The organism is Pseudomonas sp. 3MAES_34.3B (assembly GCF_058145875.1).
This window is the reverse complement of the sequence record NZ_CM176960.1, coordinates 5,394,601-5,411,314: the sequence shown is the minus strand read 5'-3', so window position 1 is coordinate 5,411,314 and position 16,714 is coordinate 5,394,601. Positions and strand designations below refer to the sequence as shown.

The 16,714-nt window shown below is 58.7% G+C and carries 16 protein-coding genes; 12 read left to right on the top strand and 4 right to left on the bottom strand.

Going from position 1 to position 16,714, the window contains the following annotated elements; translation table 11 throughout:
• Positions 1-18 precede the first annotated feature (18 nt).
• From atpA to mntP, 8 genes are all read left to right on the top strand, one after another.
• Positions 19-1,563, top strand: coding sequence for a F0F1 ATP synthase subunit alpha (atpA, locus tag AC3Z8Y_RS24420; RefSeq protein ID WP_490087917.1), 1,545 nt, complete (start codon positions 19-21; stop codon positions 1,561-1,563).
• Positions 1,564-1,611: 48 nt separating this feature from the next.
• Entirely contained in the window at positions 1,612-2,472 is an 861-nt protein-coding gene (gene atpG / locus AC3Z8Y_RS24415) for a F0F1 ATP synthase subunit gamma (RefSeq protein ID WP_490087916.1), read from the top strand.
• Between the two features lie 27 nt (positions 2,473-2,499).
• On the top strand, positions 2,500-3,876 hold the full coding sequence (gene atpD / locus AC3Z8Y_RS24410; RefSeq protein WP_181111169.1) for a F0F1 ATP synthase subunit beta: 1,377 nt from the start codon (positions 2,500-2,502) through the stop codon (positions 3,874-3,876).
• A gap of 43 nt (positions 3,877-3,919) precedes the next feature.
• Complete coding sequence (locus tag AC3Z8Y_RS24405) at positions 3,920-4,345, top strand: F0F1 ATP synthase subunit epsilon (RefSeq protein WP_181111168.1); 426 nt, start codon at positions 3,920-3,922, stop codon at positions 4,343-4,345.
• Between the two features lie 77 nt (positions 4,346-4,422).
• Positions 4,423-5,787, top strand: coding sequence for a bifunctional UDP-N-acetylglucosamine diphosphorylase/glucosamine-1-phosphate N-acetyltransferase GlmU (gene glmU / locus AC3Z8Y_RS24400; protein ID WP_490087915.1), 1,365 nt, complete (start codon positions 4,423-4,425; stop codon positions 5,785-5,787).
• A gap of 82 nt (positions 5,788-5,869) precedes the next feature.
• Positions 5,870-6,643: a DeoR/GlpR family DNA-binding transcription regulator gene (locus tag AC3Z8Y_RS24395; protein ID WP_490087914.1), complete on the top strand. Its 774-nt coding sequence runs from the start codon at positions 5,870-5,872 to the stop codon at positions 6,641-6,643.
• Positions 6,644-6,647: 4 nt separating this feature from the next.
• Positions 6,648-8,480, top strand: coding sequence for a glutamine--fructose-6-phosphate transaminase (isomerizing) (glmS, locus tag AC3Z8Y_RS24390; protein ID WP_490087913.1), 1,833 nt, complete (start codon positions 6,648-6,650; stop codon positions 8,478-8,480).
• A gap of 269 nt (positions 8,481-8,749) precedes the next feature.
• A complete protein-coding gene (mntP, locus tag AC3Z8Y_RS24385) occupies positions 8,750-9,319 on the top strand; it encodes a manganese efflux pump MntP (protein ID WP_490090082.1) in 570 nt (189 codons plus the stop codon).
• Between the two features lie 117 nt (positions 9,320-9,436).
• Here mntP and cls read toward each other — a convergent pair whose 3' ends face one another.
• Positions 9,437-10,876 (bottom strand): cardiolipin synthase, encoded by a 1,440-nt coding sequence (cls, locus tag AC3Z8Y_RS24380; protein ID WP_490087912.1) that lies wholly within the window; start codon positions 10,874-10,876, stop codon positions 9,437-9,439.
• A gap of 125 nt (positions 10,877-11,001) precedes the next feature.
• On the opposite strand from cls, the gene AC3Z8Y_RS24375 reads away from it, so the two are divergent.
• Positions 11,002-11,529: a DUF3617 domain-containing protein gene (locus AC3Z8Y_RS24375; RefSeq protein WP_490087911.1), complete on the top strand. Its 528-nt coding sequence runs from the start codon at positions 11,002-11,004 to the stop codon at positions 11,527-11,529.
• A 20-nt stretch (positions 11,530-11,549) separates the two neighbouring features.
• Here AC3Z8Y_RS24375 and AC3Z8Y_RS24370 read toward each other — a convergent pair whose 3' ends face one another.
• Entirely contained in the window at positions 11,550-11,924 is a 375-nt protein-coding gene (locus tag AC3Z8Y_RS24370; RefSeq protein ID WP_490087910.1) for an NADH:ubiquinone oxidoreductase, read from the bottom strand.
• On the opposite strand from AC3Z8Y_RS24370, the gene AC3Z8Y_RS24365 reads away from it, so the two are divergent.
• On the top strand, positions 11,887-12,900 hold the full coding sequence (locus AC3Z8Y_RS24365; RefSeq protein WP_490090081.1) for a CobW family GTP-binding protein: 1,014 nt from the start codon (positions 11,887-11,889) through the stop codon (positions 12,898-12,900). The two genes, AC3Z8Y_RS24370 and AC3Z8Y_RS24365, sit on opposite strands and share 38 nt — an antisense overlap.
• Here AC3Z8Y_RS24365 and AC3Z8Y_RS24360 read toward each other — a convergent pair.
• On the bottom strand, positions 12,859-13,248 hold the full coding sequence (locus AC3Z8Y_RS24360; RefSeq protein ID WP_490087909.1) for a DUF3301 domain-containing protein: 390 nt from the start codon (positions 13,246-13,248) through the stop codon (positions 12,859-12,861). The genes AC3Z8Y_RS24365 and AC3Z8Y_RS24360 overlap by 42 nt on opposite strands.
• A gap of 117 nt (positions 13,249-13,365) precedes the next feature.
• Here AC3Z8Y_RS24360 and pdxY point away from each other — a divergent pair, with 117 nt between their 5' ends.
• Complete coding sequence (gene pdxY, locus AC3Z8Y_RS24355) at positions 13,366-14,232, top strand: pyridoxal kinase PdxY (RefSeq protein WP_490087908.1); 867 nt, start codon at positions 13,366-13,368, stop codon at positions 14,230-14,232.
• Positions 14,233-14,235: 3 nt separating this feature from the next.
• Here pdxY and AC3Z8Y_RS24350 read toward each other — a convergent pair whose 3' ends face one another.
• Positions 14,236-14,721: an acyl-CoA thioesterase gene (locus AC3Z8Y_RS24350; RefSeq protein WP_181111158.1), complete on the bottom strand. Its 486-nt coding sequence runs from the start codon at positions 14,719-14,721 to the stop codon at positions 14,236-14,238.
• A gap of 208 nt (positions 14,722-14,929) precedes the next feature.
• On the opposite strand from AC3Z8Y_RS24350, the gene AC3Z8Y_RS24345 reads away from it, so the two are divergent.
• Positions 14,930-16,693: a cation:proton antiporter gene (locus AC3Z8Y_RS24345; protein ID WP_490087907.1), complete on the top strand. Its 1,764-nt coding sequence runs from the start codon at positions 14,930-14,932 to the stop codon at positions 16,691-16,693.
• Positions 16,694-16,714: the final 21 nt, after the last annotated feature.

Here is a 16,714-nt window from a genome sequence, read left to right as displayed (position 1 = left end):
TGAAGGGGCAGCAGAGCAATGCAGCAACTCAATCCTTCCGAAATTAGCGAAATCATCAAGGGGCGCATCGACCAGCTCGATGTCACCTCTCAGGCCCGCAACGAAGGTACCGTAGTCAGCGTGTCTGACGGTATCGTGCGGATCCACGGTCTGACCGACGTCATGTACGGCGAAATGATCGAGTTCCCGGACGGCGTCTTCGGTATGGCGCTCAACCTGGAACAGGACTCGGTAGGTGCCGTGGTCCTGGGTGCCTACACCACTCTGGCCGAAGGCATGAGTGCCAAGTGCACCGGCCGTATCCTTGAAGTGCCGGTCGGCAAGGCCCTGCTGGGTCGCGTTGTCGACGCTCTGGGTAATCCGGTTGACGGCAAGGGCCCACTGGGCCACACCGAAACCGACGCGGTTGAAAAAGTCGCGCCGGGCGTTATCTGGCGTAAGTCCGTGGATCAGCCCCTGCAGACCGGCTACAAGGCCGTCGACGCAATGATCCCGGTAGGCCGTGGCCAGCGCGAGCTGATCATTGGTGACCGTCAGATCGGCAAGACCGCACTGGCCATCGACGCCATCATCAACCAGAAGAACAGCGGTGTCTTCTGTGTGTATGTGGCTATCGGCCAGAAGCAGTCCACCATTGCCAACATCGTGCGTAAGCTTGAAGAGCATGGCGCGCTGGCGAACACCATCATCGTTGCTGCTTCGGCTTCCGAATCGGCCGCGCTGCAGTACCTGGCACCCTACTCGGGTTGCACCATGGGCGAATTCTTCCGCGACCGCGGCGAAGATGCCCTGATCGTTTACGATGACCTGTCCAAGCAGGCCGTAGCTTACCGCCAGATCTCCCTGCTGCTGCGCCGTCCGCCAGGCCGTGAAGCCTACCCGGGTGACGTGTTCTATCTCCACTCCCGCCTGCTGGAGCGCGCATCCCGCGTATCCGAGGAATACGTAGAGAAGTTCACCAATGGCGCCGTGACCGGTAAAACCGGCTCGCTGACCGCTCTGCCGCTGATCGAAACCCAGGCTGGCGACGTTTCGGCGTTCGTTCCAACCAACGTGATCTCGATTACCGACGGCCAGATCTTCCTCGAGTCCGGCATGTTCAACTCGGGCATCCGCCCGGCGGTCAACGCCGGTGTGTCGGTATCCCGTGTAGGTGGTGCCGCTCAGACCAAGATCATCAAGAAGCTGTCCGGTGGTATCCGTACCGCGCTGGCCCAGTACCGTGAACTGGCTGCGTTCGCGCAGTTCGCTTCCGACCTGGACGAAGCGACCCGCAAGCAGCTGGAGCATGGTCAGCGCGTTACCGAGCTGATGAAGCAGAAGCAGTACGCGCCAATGTCCATCGCTGAGATGTCGCTGTCGCTGTATGCCGCCGAGCGTGGTTTCCTGACCGACGTGGAAATCTCCAAGATCGGCAGCTTCGAGCAGGCGCTCATTGCTTACTTCCACCGCGATCACGCCGAGCTGTTGGCGAAGATCAACGTGAAGGGCGACTTCAACGACGAGATCGACGCCGGTATCAAGGCGGGTATCGAGAAGTTCAAGGCCACCCAGACCTGGTAAGCCGCAGCGGGGGCTTCGGCCCCCGCTTGCTAACCTGATAGGTGAAACATGGCAGGCGCAAAAGAGATTCGCGGCAAGATTGCGAGCATCAAAAGCACGCAAAAAATTACCAGCGCCATGGAAAAGGTGGCGGTCAGCAAAATGCGCAAGGCACAACTGCGCATGGCTGCTAGCCGTCCCTATGCGGACCATATCCGCCAGGTAATTGGTCACCTGGCCAACGCCAACCCCGAATACCGTCACCCGTTCATGGTCGAGCGCGCTGTAAAGCGTGTCGGCTACGTTGTGGTGAGCAGTGATCGCGGCCTGTGCGGTGGCTTGAACACCAACCTGTTCAAGGCCCTGGTCAAGGACATGGCTGCCAATCGCGACAAGGGCGTGGAAATCGACCTGTGCGTGGTGGGCAGCAAGGGCGCTTCGTTCTTCCGCAGCTTTGGCGGTAACGTTGTCGCTGCGATCAGCCACCTGGGCGAAGAGCCGTCGATCAATGATCTGATCGGTAGCGTCAAGGTGATGCTGGACGCCTACCTCGAAGGCCGTATCGACCGCCTGTGCGTAGCGTCCAACAAGTTCATCAACACCATGGTGCAGAAGCCCGTGGTAGAGCAGTTGGTACCGTTGGTTGCAACCCCGGATCAAGCGCTCAAGCATCACTGGGATTACCTGTACGAACCCGACGCCAAAGAGCTGCTCGACGGCCTGATGGTGCGTTACGTGGAGTCGCAGGTCTACCAGGCAGTGGTGGAGAACAACGCTTCTGAGCAAGCGGCGCGGATGATCGCCATGAAGAATGCCACTGATAACGCCGGTGATCTGATCAGCGAATTGCAGCTGGTCTACAACAAGGCGCGTCAGGCTGCGATCACCCAAGAGATCTCGGAAATCGTCGGCGGCGCTGCCGCGGTTTAACGGTTCAAATATTCAGAGGATCCAGCTATGAGTAGCGGACGTATCGTTCAAATCATCGGCGCCGTGATCGACGTGGAATTCCCACGCGACAGCGTACCGAGCATCTACAACGCGCTGAAGGTTCAAGGCGCGGAGACCACCCTGGAAGTTCAGCAGCAGCTGGGCGACGGCGTGGTACGTACCATTGCGATGGGTTCCACCGAGGGCCTCAAGCGTGGCCTCGACGTGGTCGACACCAACGCTGCCATCGCGGTACCGGTTGGCAAGGCTACCCTGGGCCGTATCATGGACGTGCTCGGTAACCCGATCGACGAAGCCGGCCCTATCGGTGAAGAAGAGCGCTGGACCATCCACCGTTCGGCTCCATCGTTCGCCGACCAGGCGGGCGGTAACGAGCTGCTGGAAACCGGCATCAAGGTTATCGACCTGGTTTGCCCGTTCGCCAAAGGCGGCAAGGTTGGCCTGTTCGGCGGCGCCGGCGTGGGCAAGACCGTCAACATGATGGAACTGATCCGCAACATCGCCATCGAGCACAGCGGTTACTCCGTGTTCGCAGGTGTGGGTGAGCGTACCCGTGAAGGGAACGACTTCTACCACGAGATGAAGGACTCCAACGTTCTGGACAAGGTAGCCCTTGTCTACGGCCAAATGAACGAGCCACCAGGAAACCGCCTGCGCGTAGCGCTGACCGGTCTGACCATGGCTGAGAAATTCCGTGACGAAGGTAACGACGTTCTGCTGTTCGTCGACAACATCTATCGTTACACCCTGGCCGGTACCGAAGTATCCGCACTGCTGGGCCGTATGCCTTCCGCAGTAGGTTATCAGCCTACCCTGGCAGAAGAGATGGGCGTGCTTCAGGAGCGCATCACTTCCACCAAGAATGGTTCGATCACTTCGATCCAGGCTGTTTACGTTCCCGCGGACGACCTGACCGACCCGTCGCCAGCCACCACCTTCGCTCACTTGGACGCGACCGTGGTACTGTCCCGTGACATCGCCTCGTTGGGTATCTACCCTGCAGTCGACCCACTGGACTCGACCTCTCGCCAGCTCGATCCGCTGGTGATCGGCCAGGAGCACTACGACACCGCTCGCGGCGTTCAGTATGTGCTGCAGCGTTACAAGGAACTGAAGGACATCATCGCCATCCTCGGTATGGACGAGCTGTCGGAAAGCGACAAGCAACTGGTTTCTCGTGCACGGAAAATCCAGCGCTTCCTGTCCCAGCCGTTCTTCGTTGCCGAAGTCTTCACCGGTGCCTCGGGTAAATACGTTTCCCTGAAAGACACCATCGCAGGCTTCAAAGGCATCCTCAACGGTGACTACGACCACCTGCCAGAACAGGCGTTCTACATGGTCGGCGGCATCGAAGAAGCGATCGAGAAGGCCAAGAAACTGTAATCCCGGCGCCCGGCAACGGGCGCTTTCAGGTTGAGGCAAGTAGATGGCTATGACTGTCCATTGCGATATCGTCAGCGCGGAAGGGGAGATCTTCTCCGGCCTCGTAGAGATGGTGATCGCGCACGGTAACCTGGGTGATCTTGGTATCGCTCCAGGCCATGCGCCGTTGCTTACGGACCTGAAACCGGGTCCGATCCGCTTGATCAAGCAAGGTGGCGAAGCCGAGGTGTTCTACATCTCCGGTGGTTTCCTTGAAGTGCAGCCGAACGTGGTAAAGGTCTTGGCCGATACCGTGCAGCGCGCCGCCGATCTTGATGAAGCCTCTGCTCAGGACGCCGTGAAGGCTGCCGAGAAGGCCCTGCACGAGAAGGGCTCCGATTTCGACTATAGTGCGGCAGCCGCCCGCTTGGCCGAAGCGGCTGCTCAGCTTCGTACCGTGCAGCAGATCCGCAAGAAGTACGGTGGATAACTCCGCCACGCTTTATGTGTGATTGAGTAAAAGGGTAGCCTCGGCTACCCTTTTTCTTTTTTATCCCCAGGCCTTCCATGTCTCTCGATATCGTTATCCTCGCTGCCGGCCAAGGCACCCGTATGCGCTCGGCTTTACCCAAGGTATTACACCCGGTTGCCGGTCGCTCGATGCTCGGGCATGTTATCCACAGCGCCAGGCAACTCGCCCCTGTGGGTATACACGTTGTGATCGGCCATGGTGCAGAGCAAGTGCGAGAAGCCTTCCGGGATGAAGATATTCAGTTTGTGGTTCAGGCCGAACAGCTGGGTACGGGACATGCAGTTGCCCAAGCCCAGAATGGTTTGGCCTCGGCCACGACGCTAGTGTTGTACGGCGACGTTCCCCTCATCCGCGCAGAGACGCTCCGGGCTTTGCTTGAGAAGGCGAGCGAAAACCAGCTGGCGCTGCTTACGGTCGAGTTGCCAGACCCTACCGGTTACGGCCGCATCATTCGCGATGGCCAAGGCAAGGTGACGGCGATCGTGGAACACAAAGACGCCAGCGAGGCGCAGCGGGCGGTCCGCGAAGGCAACACGGGTATTCTCGCGCTGCCGACTGCGCTCTTGGCGGGGTGGATGGCGCGCTTATCGAACAACAATGTCCAAGGCGAATACTATCTTACCGATGTGATTGCCATGGCCGTGGCGGATGGCCTGGAGGTAGTTACCCACAGTGCTCCACAAGCGATGGAAGTGCAGGGCGCCAATGACCGCCGTCAGCTTGCACAGCTGGAGCGTTTCTATCAGCTGCGCGAAGCCGAACGGCTGATGGCCGAAGGCGTAACCCTGCGTGATCCGGCCCGCCTCGATATTCGCGGCGATGTGATCGCGGGGCGGGATGTAATCCTCGACGTCAATGTGGTGCTCGAAGGTAGAGTGGTCATCGAGGACAACGTGCAGATTGGCGCCAATGTGGTCATTCGGGACTCGGTGATCAAGCGCGGGGCGGTCATCAAACCCTTTACCCATATTGAAGGCGCTGTAGTAGGCGAGGGTGCGGACGCTGGCCCGTTCGCTCGGCTGCGCCCTGGCACTGTGCTGGACGAAAAAGCGCATGTGGGTAACTTCGTGGAACTGAAAAACGCTCACATGGGCCCGGGCGCCAAGGCGGGCCATCTCAGCTACCTGGGAGACGCAAGCATCGGCGCAAGGGCGAATATTGGCGCTGGCACCATCACTTGCAACTACGACGGCGCCAACAAATTCCGAACGGTGTTGGGTGAGGATGTATTTATCGGCTCCAACAACGCTTTGGTTGCGCCAGTGAGTGTAGGTAACGGTGCCACCACTGCTGCGGGCTCGACCATCACTGCCGACGTACCTGAGAGCCAGCTTGGCGTGGCGCGGGCACGCCAAAGGAACATAGAAGGGTGGAAGCGCCCGGAAAAGAAAAAACCGTAACCGCCATCTCCGGTTGGGGTTGACACCACGCGGGGCAAGCGATTGAATGCGCCTAACTTTCGAAACGAAAGAAAGCGCAACCATGACGAAACGCAACACTCCCCAGCGGCGCCATGCCATCCTCGCCCTGCTCAATGCGCAGGGCGAGGTGACCGTTGAAGCGCTGGCGCGGCATTTTCAAACCTCCGAGGTCACGGTTCGCAAAGATCTCGCAGCCTTGGAAGCCAGCGGCCTGCTGCTGCGTCGTTATGGCGGTGCTGTACCTGTCCCCCAGGAAATGATCGCTGAAGCAACCCAAAAAGTTTCGATTCATAAGCTAGCGATCGCCAAGGCTGCCGTATCCCTCATCAAAGAGCATGCACGCATCATCATCGACAGTGGCAGCACTACTGCCGCGATGATTCCTCAGCTGGGGAAGCAGCCGGGCCTGGTGGTGATGACCAACTCCCTGCATGTAGCGACGGCTATCCGCGAGCTCGAACCCGAACCGGTGCTGCTTATGACAGGCGGCACCTGGGACCCGCATTCCGAATCCTTCCAGGGCCAGGTCGCCGAGCAGGTACTGCGATCTTACGATTTCGACCAATTGTTCATTGGTGCGGATGGCCTGGACCTTGAGCGTGGTACCACGACCTTCAATGAGCTGCTCGGTTTGAGCAGGGTGATGGCCGAAGCCGCGCGCGAAGTGATCGTGATGGCCGAAGCCGACAAGGTTGGCCGACGTATTCCAAATCTGGAGCTGCCTTGGGGCAGCATCCACACCCTTATCACCGATGATCGTCTTTGCGAGCAGGCTCGTCAGTCGATCCAGGCCCGCGGCGTGAAGCTGATCTGCGCGGCCCCCAGCCAGGAGTAAATGTATGTGCGGAATCGTTGGCGCCATCGCCGAACGTAACATTGCGGCCATCCTGCTCGAAGGCCTCAAGCGCCTTGAGTACCGCGGCTACGACAGTGCCGGCGTAGCACTGGTTACTAACGCCGGTACGCTTGAGCGCCGCCGCCGTACGGGCAAGGTGAGCGAGCTGGAAGCTTCGTTGCGGGAACAGCCGCTCATGGGGCGTTTGGGTATCGCGCACACTCGCTGGGCGACTCACGGCGCGCCTAACGAACGCAATGCCCACCCTCATTTCTCCAATGGGGTGGCGGTTGTGCACAACGGCATCATCGAGAACCACGAACCGCTTCGGGCCATGCTGACCGATCAGGGTTATGTATTCGAGTCGGAAACCGACACTGAAGTCATTGCTCACCTCCTGCACCGCGAGCTGCAAAGCGCGGGCAGCCTGATCGAAGCCTTGCGGGTAACCGTTGGCCAGCTCCACGGGGCCTACGGCCTGGCCGCGATCAGCCTGGCAGAACCCGACCGTCTGGTTGCGGCCCGTAGCGGGAGCCCTCTGGTTGTTGGCCTGGGCCTGGGGGAAAACTTCCTGGCATCGGACCAGTTAGCGCTACGCCAGGTGACTGACCGGTTCATGTACCTGGAGGAGGGCGATATCGCCGAGATTCGCCAGGATAGCCTGCGCGTCTGGGCACGGGACGGTCAGCCGGTTACTCGTGAAGTGGTTCAATACCACGAAGGCGCGGAAGCGGCGGATAAAGGTGAGTACCGGCACTTCATGCTCAAGGAAATCCATGAGCAGCCCAAGGTCGTTCAGCGCACCCTGGAAAGCCGGCTGGGTGAAAACCAGGTACTGGTGGAAGCGTTCGGGCCAGGCGCACATGCGCTTTTCAAGCAGGTACGCAACGTTCAGATCGTCGCGTGCGGCACCAGCTACCACGCGGGTATGGTTGCCCGGTATTGGCTTGAAGGGCTGGCCGGTATTCCTTGCCAGGTCGAGGTCGCCAGCGAGTTCCGCTACCGCAAGGTAGTCGTGCCGCAGGATACCTTGTTCGTCACCATCTCTCAGTCAGGGGAAACCGCCGACACCCTGGCAGCGTTGCGTTATGCCAAGGCGCTGGGGTTTGTAGGCAGCCTCGCGATCTGCAACGTTGGTATAAGTTCTCTGGTACGCGAGTCCGACCTTACCCTGCTCACGCAGGCAGGGCCGGAGATCGGCGTTGCGTCCACCAAGGCATTCACCACCCAGCTGGTTGGGTTGATGCTGCTCACGCTGGCACTCGGTCAGGTACAGGGTACGCTTGAGTCAGGGCTTGAAGCGCAGTTGGTAGAAGAGTTGCGCCGCTTGCCTGTTCGGTTGGGCGAAGCTCTGGCCATGGATGCCACGGTCGAGAAGGTCGCGGAACTGTTTGCTGAAAAACACCATACCCTGTTCCTGGGGCGTGGGGCTCAGTTCCCGGTCGCGATGGAAGGCGCGCTCAAGCTCAAGGAGATCTCATACATCCACGCCGAAGCGTATCCAGCGGGCGAGCTCAAACATGGGCCGTTGGCCTTGGTCGATGCCGACATGCCGGTGGTGACCGTAGCGCCGAACAACGAACTGTTGGAAAAGCTGAAATCCAACCTGCAGGAGGTACGAGCGCGGGGCGGCGAGTTGGTCGTATTCGCCGATACCGATGCCCAGCTGAGCAACGGCCCGGGTACTACCGTGGTCTCGATGCCTCACATCATCGACGCGCTGGCGCCGATCCTTTACACCGTACCGCTGCAGCTACTGTCCTATTACGTTGCCGTGCTCAAGGGTACGGACGTGGACCAGCCGCGTAACCTGGCGAAGTCGGTGACGGTGGAATAAGCCTGCGGGGGGCAAAGTCTTATTCGGAAAGGCCGGTTGATCTCTTGCTGGTAAGCGTAACGACATTTTTTTCACGCCTCGAACAGCATTATCGCTCCCCCTGTTGGGGAGTAGCCTGCTCCGAGCGATTGGCTCGGAGCGTTCGTATCAACATTCTCGGCGCGTGCCGTGGTGCGAACACCATTTCGGTTGGCGAGACCAACGACATATCCATGCCTAAGGTCGGGCGTGTGGTTGTGTCGTTGACTCGTGCCCGGCCGGACGTAACCGTGAATCCGATATCCCTCCTTTTCGTAGCCCTTGCCATGTCCACCGATGCCTTTGCCGCTGCTATCGGCAAAGGCTCCAGCCTGCATAAACCACATTTCAGAGAAGCGTTGCGTACCGGTCTGATTTTCGGAGCGATCGAGACGGTCACGCCCATGATCGGTTGGGGCATTGGCCATGTCGCAACCAGGTTTGTAGAAAGTTGGGACCACTGGATCGCCTTTGGACTATTGCTGGGGTTGGGTCTTCACATGATCTATAACGGCTTCAAAAAGGAAGAAGACGTCGTAGAAAAGCCAGGTCAGCATTCGTTCTTCATCCTCGCCGTAACCGCAGTGGCGACCAGTATTGACGCATTGGCGGTAGGCGTTGGGCTGGCATTCGTGGACGTTAATATTCTGGTAGCTGCGGCTTCGATCGGTTTGGCAACAACCGTGATGGTCACCTTGGGCGTTCTACTCAGTCGCGTAATCGGCACAATGGCAGGCAAACGCGCAGAGGTGCTGGGTGGGATTGTGCTGATGCTCGTGGGAACCACCATTCTCTATGAGCATCTGTGGGCGATCGCCTGATTTCCAGCATCGTGGATGAAGACTCATCGATTGGTCAGGTGCCCGCTCAGCTTTGCCATGCTGAGTGGGTACTCGGGCAAGAAGTGACGGCCTCGGGTTGCGCTCTCCCTCTACGCATCAAAGCACCGGCGAAATCAACCGCGCCACGCGCATGCCCAGCTTGAGCAGCCGATGGGTATTCTTACTGTCCGCCACGGTCATCTCTACAGCCTCCGAAAAATCCTGCTCCAGCATCGCAGCCACTTCAGCGGTAAATCCCGTATCGACCGTCAGCAACATCACCTCGAAATTGAGCCTGAACGAGCGGTTGTCCAGGTTGGCGCTGCCTATGGCGCTGATATCGTCATCGATAAGCACAACCTTCTGATGGAGGAAGCCTGGCTGGTAACGGAAGATCCGCACGCCAGCCCGCACCGCTTCGCTCGCGTAGAGGCTTGAGGCGGCATACACAATGCGATGATCCGGGCGGGACGGCATCAGGATACGTACGTCTACGTTCTTCATTACTGCCAGGCGCAAGGCAGCAAATACCGCTTCATCGGGAATGAAGTAGGGGGTAGTAATCCACAGGCGTCGTTTTGCGCTGTTGATCGCCTCGATAAAAAACAATGCACAGGTTTCCTGCGGGTCCGCCGGGCCTGTGGGCAGTACTTGGCATAGAGCACCTTCCTCCGGATAGGCGTCTGGCAGCAGTAAAGGTGGGAGTTCCCGCGCCGCCCAGAACCAGTCTTCCGCAAAGCTCTCTTGCAAACACGCCACCGCCGGGCCTGTGACCCAAACGTGCGTATCCCGCCAAGGGCTCAGAGGAGGGCGGTCGCCCAGGTATTCATCCCCTACGTTATGCCCGCCCAGGAAACCTATCTTGCCGTCAACCACCACTATCTTCCGATGGTTACGGAAGTTGACCTGGAACCGGTTAAGGCCCGCTCTGCCTGCAGCGAAGGCATGTACTTGCACACCCGCACGGCGAAGCGTGTCTACGTAATGCCTGGGCAGTGCATGGCTACCGATGCGGTCGAACAGCAAATACACCGCTACGCCTTGCCCGGCTTTTTCCAGCAAGGCGGCTTGCAAACGGCGGCCGATCAGGTCGTCATGAATGATGAAAAACTGGATGAGTACTACCTGCTGCGCTTCCCGGATCGCTTCGAAGATGCGTTGGAAGGTCGCCTCGCCATTCACCAGCAGCCCTACGGCGTTATTGGCCAGGCATGGCATGCGGCCCAACCTGGGCATTGCCCGCAACTCTGTATACGCTTGCGAAGCCTTCGCCGCCATGGCTTCTTCAACCCACGGGCGCCAGTTCAAGTGTGCGATTGCATCCTGCATTTCGCGGTTGGCTTGCCGCCTTGCAGCGATGTATTCGTCGAAGGTGCTGCGCCCGAAGACGAGATAAGGGAGCAAGGTAAAGTAGGGTATGAAGAACAACGACATCGCCCAGGCGATGGCGCCCTGCGCGGTTCGCACCGTAAGCAAGGCGTGCACTGCCGCAATGGCGCCGAGGCTGTGAATGATTGCCAGCAGAATTCCAAAAAAGGCGGCGCTATGAGTGTCCATGCAGTGCGTAGGCGTCCTGGCATCAATGTGCTTATGACCCTGCCCACAGCGGAATGTGCAGCTCATTCACCTGCAACGTATGCTGGGGGTTGTCGTCCAACGTGAGCACAATCGAGGAGTAAGCTATGAAGGTCGTTGGAGTGGTTGCATTGGTATGCGTGCTCAGCGCCGCAACGGGTGCTCAGGCGCAAATGCTACAGCCCGGCTTATGGGAATTGACCACCAGTAATATGGAGGTCGAGGGGCAGCCGATGCCCGATATGCAGGTGATGCTGGGCCAACTGCGTATGTTACCTGCGGAACAACGAGCAATGATGGAACAGATGTTGGCCAAGCAAGGCATCACCGTTGCCGGTAATGGCATTCGTTCGTGCCTTACACCTGAGCAGGTGAAGGCCAACGACATACCGCTACAGGACCCACAATCTGGTTGTACGCAGCGGATTACCGAGCGCAAGGGTAATGTCTGGAAGTTTTCGTTCAGCTGCCCTAAAGCTCAAGGGGCAGGGCAGGCAACTTTTCTTAGCGACCGCGAGTTCACTACACAGGTGGCAGGCACCTTTAATGCCAATGGCACACCGCAAAAAGGCAGCATGCAAACCCGCGCCCAGTGGCTCGGTGCGAACTGTGGCAATGTGAAGCCGCGCCAGTAGTTCCACGTGGAACATTCCATTCAAGGAAGCGCCCATTCGCCTTGGCTACGGGTTTCGCAGAAAGGTTTCAAGAATCGCGCATCGCTGGCTACGCCGTAATAGTGGATGTCCTGACGATAGGGCATCCCGTCAACGTGAGCGTTGCTACAAATGCCAAACGCGCCGGAAGGGCATTGATCCACATAGGTGACGTCCACCTTTTGCCCTTTCAGCTCCGGTTGGCAGAAGCCGGATTTAAAAAGGCTTTCCGGGATATTCCGATTCTGCTGGCAAACTTCTACATCCACATGATCGCCTTGAGTGTGCACAACACAGGCTTGGGCCTGGGCTTGCGACGCGTTGCAGAACAAGAGGAAGATGACAGCAAGCCCCGAAGGTCTGCGTAAATCCAGCATGCTTGAAAATATCCTTACCTATGTACTAGCTGGCCCATTGGGCGCTGGCAAAACAAGCGTAGCCCGGCACTGGCTAAGCCAGCGACCCGATGGCGAGCGTTGGGCAGTACTGATCAACGAGTTCGGGCAGGTTGGGTTGGATGCCGCGCTGCTGGGCCCTGCAACCGATGGTATCTCAATCACCGAGGTGGCAGGAGGGTGTGTTTGCTGCGTCAACGGTGCTCCGTTCACCGTAGCGCTCGGGCGACTGCTTCGGTTGGCGCAACCACATAGGTTGCTGATCGAGTTATCAGGGCTGAGCCATCCACTGCCGTTACTCCAGCAGTTGAAAGCGGAGCCATGGGATAAGGTATTAACGCTGGAGCCGCCTATTGTGGTGATTGATGGGCGGGCGCTATCTCAAGGCGCGCCACTGCCAGACCCGGTGAACGCCACCCTGAAACAGCCCTGCACGCTGCTGATCAACAAGGCGGATCTGGTGGCTGTGGAGTGCCGGGCGGAGGTTGAAGCTATGCTGGGCCAGCGCGGTGTCTGGGTCAGTCACGGGCACGTGGCACTGAATGAGCTTTCTGGCGATCCTTCGCAGCCGGCACCCCGGGGCACCCTGGTGTATAGCTCAGCCTCCAGTGCAATATCTGGCTTGACCCTTTCACCGGTTCAACCGGCCAGCGATTGGAGCATCGGCTGGCAGCTGGCTGCGGATAGGTTACTGGACTTGCAGCGTATCGAGCATATGCTTGAACAGTGGCCATGGAAGCGCGCCAAGATGATTATCCATAGCGCAGAAGGCTGGGTATCTGCCAATTTGCTCCTTGACCAAACAGTGGAATGGCGTGCTACCGAATGGCGAAAGGACAGCCGGCTCGAACTTATATTTGAGGAGCCGCAGCCCTCGGCCGTGCTTGAAGAAGCCTGGGTCGCCTGCCAGCTGCCGTTACGGCCGGGTACGCTTGTGGGTCTGACGCCACTCGCTTAGCTCGATGATTTCTGCCGTAGGCTGCTTTTTGATTTCAAAAGGGTAGGGTGCCAACTCGATCTGAGCCGTATGCGCACCAAACTGAGTGATAGTGCCCGGATGACGTTGTTCGCCTGTCACGGTGAACTCGAAGCCGTACACCCTGGCGAAACGCTTACGCCCCTTGGCGTCGCGCACAAAGCTGAAACGCTTGAATGCCACGTTTTCGTCCAGCAGCTCCAGGTCCAGAGCCTTACAGTGGCTGCGGACTTTCGCCAGGGCTTTTTCCCTCAGCCCATGGTTATGCCAGAACCACGCCCCAGCACACGCCATAACCAACAGCACGGCAAGATTTTCAAGGGTCAACATCGACAAGAGCTCCATCTGGACTCGCTCAGCTTAACTGCCTGCCCGGTCTGTCGTACAGCGCGCTTTTCACGCAATATTAGACACCCGAAAACTGCCTTTGATGCGCTGGAATTTCCAATGAAACGCACCCCTCATCTGCTCGCGATCCAATCCCATGTGGTATTTGGCCATGCGGGTAACAGCGCTGCGGTATTTGCGATGCAGCGGATCGGCGTCAATGTGTGGCCGTTGAACACCGTACAATTTTCCAACCATACCCAGTATGGCCAATGGGCGGGAGAAGTGCTTCCCGCGCAGCAAATTCCGGAACTGGTGCGAGGTATTTCCGCTATCGGCGAGCTTGGCAACTGCGATGCTGTCCTTAGCGGCTATCTGGGCAGCCCGCAGCAAGGCCAAGCCATTCTGGAAGCCGTGGCAGCGGTAAAAGCCGCTAACCCACGGGCTATCTACCTCTGTGATCCGGTTATGGGGCATGCTGAAAAGGGCTGCGTGGTAGCGCCCGAAGTCACAGACTTCCTGCTATCCCAGGCACTCCCTCGAGCGGATGTGCTGTGCCCCAACCAGCTGGAGCTCAATACCTTCACTGGCCGAACCGCGGATACCCTGGACGAGTGCGTAGCGATGGCGCGCGCATTGCTCGACCGCGGCCCAGGCATGGTCATGGTCAAGCACCTCTCATACCAGGAAAAAAAGCCGGAAGACTTCGAGATGTTGCTGGTAACACCAGCAGACACTTGGCATCTGCGCCGGCCACTGCTGGCGTTTCCTCGCCAGCCAGTAGGGGTGGGGGACCTGACCTCCGGGTTGTTCCTCTCCCGGCTATTGCTAGGGGATGAGCCTGTAGCGGCCTTCGAATTTACCGCGGCGGCGGTGCATGAGGTGATGTTGGAAACTCAGGCGTGTGCCAGCTACGAGCTTCAACTGGTGCGAGCGCAGGACCGAATCGCTCATCCCCGTGTACGGTTCGAGGCGACCCGGCTGTAGAGGTCAGTTGCCGTCGGCTTTCAGCTCTTGATAGCGCTGTTCCAATTCCTGCCGGATCTGCCGGCGCTGCTGGCCCTGTGCGAAGCGACGCTTTTCCTCACTGGTTTGAGGTGAGCGCGGCGGCACCGGAACAGCACGTCGGTTCTCGTCCATTGCAACCATGGTGAAGAAGCAGCTGTTGGTGTGGCGCACGCTACGTTGTTGGATATTCTCGGTCACTACCTTGATGCCCACTTCCATCGACGTATTGCCGGTGTAGTTGACGGACGCCAGGAAGGTTACAAGTTCGCCCACATGGATAGGCTCTCGGAATATCACCTGGTCGACGGAAAGCGTCACCACGTAGCGGCCCGCATACCGGCTGGCGCACGCATAGGCGACTTCGTCAAGGTATTTAAGCAAAGTACCACCGTGGACGTTCCCGGAGAAATTCGCCATGTCCGGGGTCATCAGTACGGTCATCGTCAGCTCGGCGTTTCCAGGTTCCATAAGGCGCTCACGGTCAAAGGTCAGGGGGCAGGGCGGCTTCACATACCGCTCAAGCTATAGGGTGCAGACGCAGCGGCATGGGCACTCGTCACCCGGTTGATAGCGCGATTCCAATAATCAAAGTCTGTTTCTACATATTGCCAATGGACGGACTACATTCCAATGAATGGTAGGGTTGTTGTTTCCCTGACGTTCGGAGTGTACCGAAGTGCATGCTATCGCCTTCATTCAGGACCTGGCCGTGATCATGCTAGTGGCGGGCATCGTGACGGTCATCTTTCATCGCCTCAAACAGCCAGTGGTGTTGGGTTATATCGCCGCCGGCTTCATCATCGGGCCACACACTCCTCCGTTCGGCTTCATACATGATGAGGAAACCATCAAAACCCTTGCAGAGCTCGGTGTGGTGTTCCTTATGTTTTGTCTGGGGCTGGAATTCAGCCTGCGCAAGCTGTTCAAGGTCGGCGCTACCGCCTTTGTCGCCGCCCTGTTGGAAATCACCTTGATGATCTGGGTGGGTTACGAGATCGGCAATGCGTTTGGATGGGGCAGCATGGATGCGCTGTTCCTGGGCGCGATATTGGCCATCTCGTCCACAACCATCATCGTCAAAGCGCTGAACGACCTGAATATGAAGCACCATCGCTTCGCCCAGCTCATCTTCGGGGTGCTTATCGTTGAGGACATCCTTGGCATCGGTATCATCGCCCTGTTATCCGGTATAGCGGTCAGCGGCTCGGTGAGTTCCGGGGAAGTACTCGCAACCGTCGGCAAGCTTGGGCTGTTCATGATCGTGGCACTGGTGGTGGGCATCCTGTTGGTGCCGCGTTTGCTGGCCTATGTTGCCGAAGCCAAAAGCGATGAGATGCTTCTGGTGGTGGTGTTGGGCCTGTGCTTCGGCTTCTGCCTTCTGGTGGTGAAATTGGGCTACAGCATGGTCCTGGGCGCGTTCCTGATAGGCGCGATCATGGCGGAGTCGACACACCACCGTAAGATCGAACGGCTGGTAGAGCCCTTGCGGGACATGTTCAGCGCTATCTTCTTCGTGGCCATCGGGTTAATGATCGAACCGCGTGTATTGGTCGAGTATGCCGTGCCGATCGCTGTCATTACCGCAGCGGTAGTGATTGGCAAGGTCGTCTCCTGCAGCCTGGGCGCATTTCTGGCAGGGAACGATGGGCGCACGTCATTGCGCGTGGGCATGGGGCTTTCGCAAATCGGCGAGTTCTCCTTCATCATCGCCGCGCTGGGCATGACGCTGGAAGTGACCAGCGATTTCCTTTATCCCGTCGCCGTCGCGGTGTCGGCCATTACCACCTTGCTCACGCCATATCTGATCCGTGCGGCCGATCCTTTCGCGTTGATGATTGGGCGGTGGATTCCCTCGCCGTTGGCCCGGGTGTTCAGCACCTATGGCGAGTGGCTGCGCAATATACGGCTGCAGGGTGAAACCGCAGCCTTCGCGGCTATCGTCCGGCGCATCCTTATGCACACCTTCGTAAACCTGGCGCTGGTTATCGCGATCTTCTTCACGTGTGCCCACTTCGCGCCCCAGGTCGGCCAGTGGCTCTCATCATGGATTACCGGCGAGGAAGGCCAGAAGGGCGTGCTGTGTGCGCTGGCGCTACTGCTGTCCATGCCTTTCCTGATCGCGGCCTACCGCAAGCTGGGCGCACTGTCTCTGCTGTTGGCTCAGGCAGGGGTGAAGCCGCAATTTGCGGGCAGGCATACCGATACGCTGCGCCAGGTGATGGCGCAGGTTATTCCTGTGGTATTCCTGGGGGTGATTCTCTTCCTGCTGGCAGCGCTGTCGGCGAGTATTCTGCCAACGCGCGAGATGCTGGTACTTGTGGCGGTAGTGGTTGTGTTATTCGCCGCACTGTTCTGGCGGTGGCTGATCCGCATCCACGCCCGTATGCAAGCGGCATTGGTGGAGACGCTAGAGACGCCTAGCGCCCCGTCAGACCATTGAGTGAAGGGTAGGGGCGCGGCT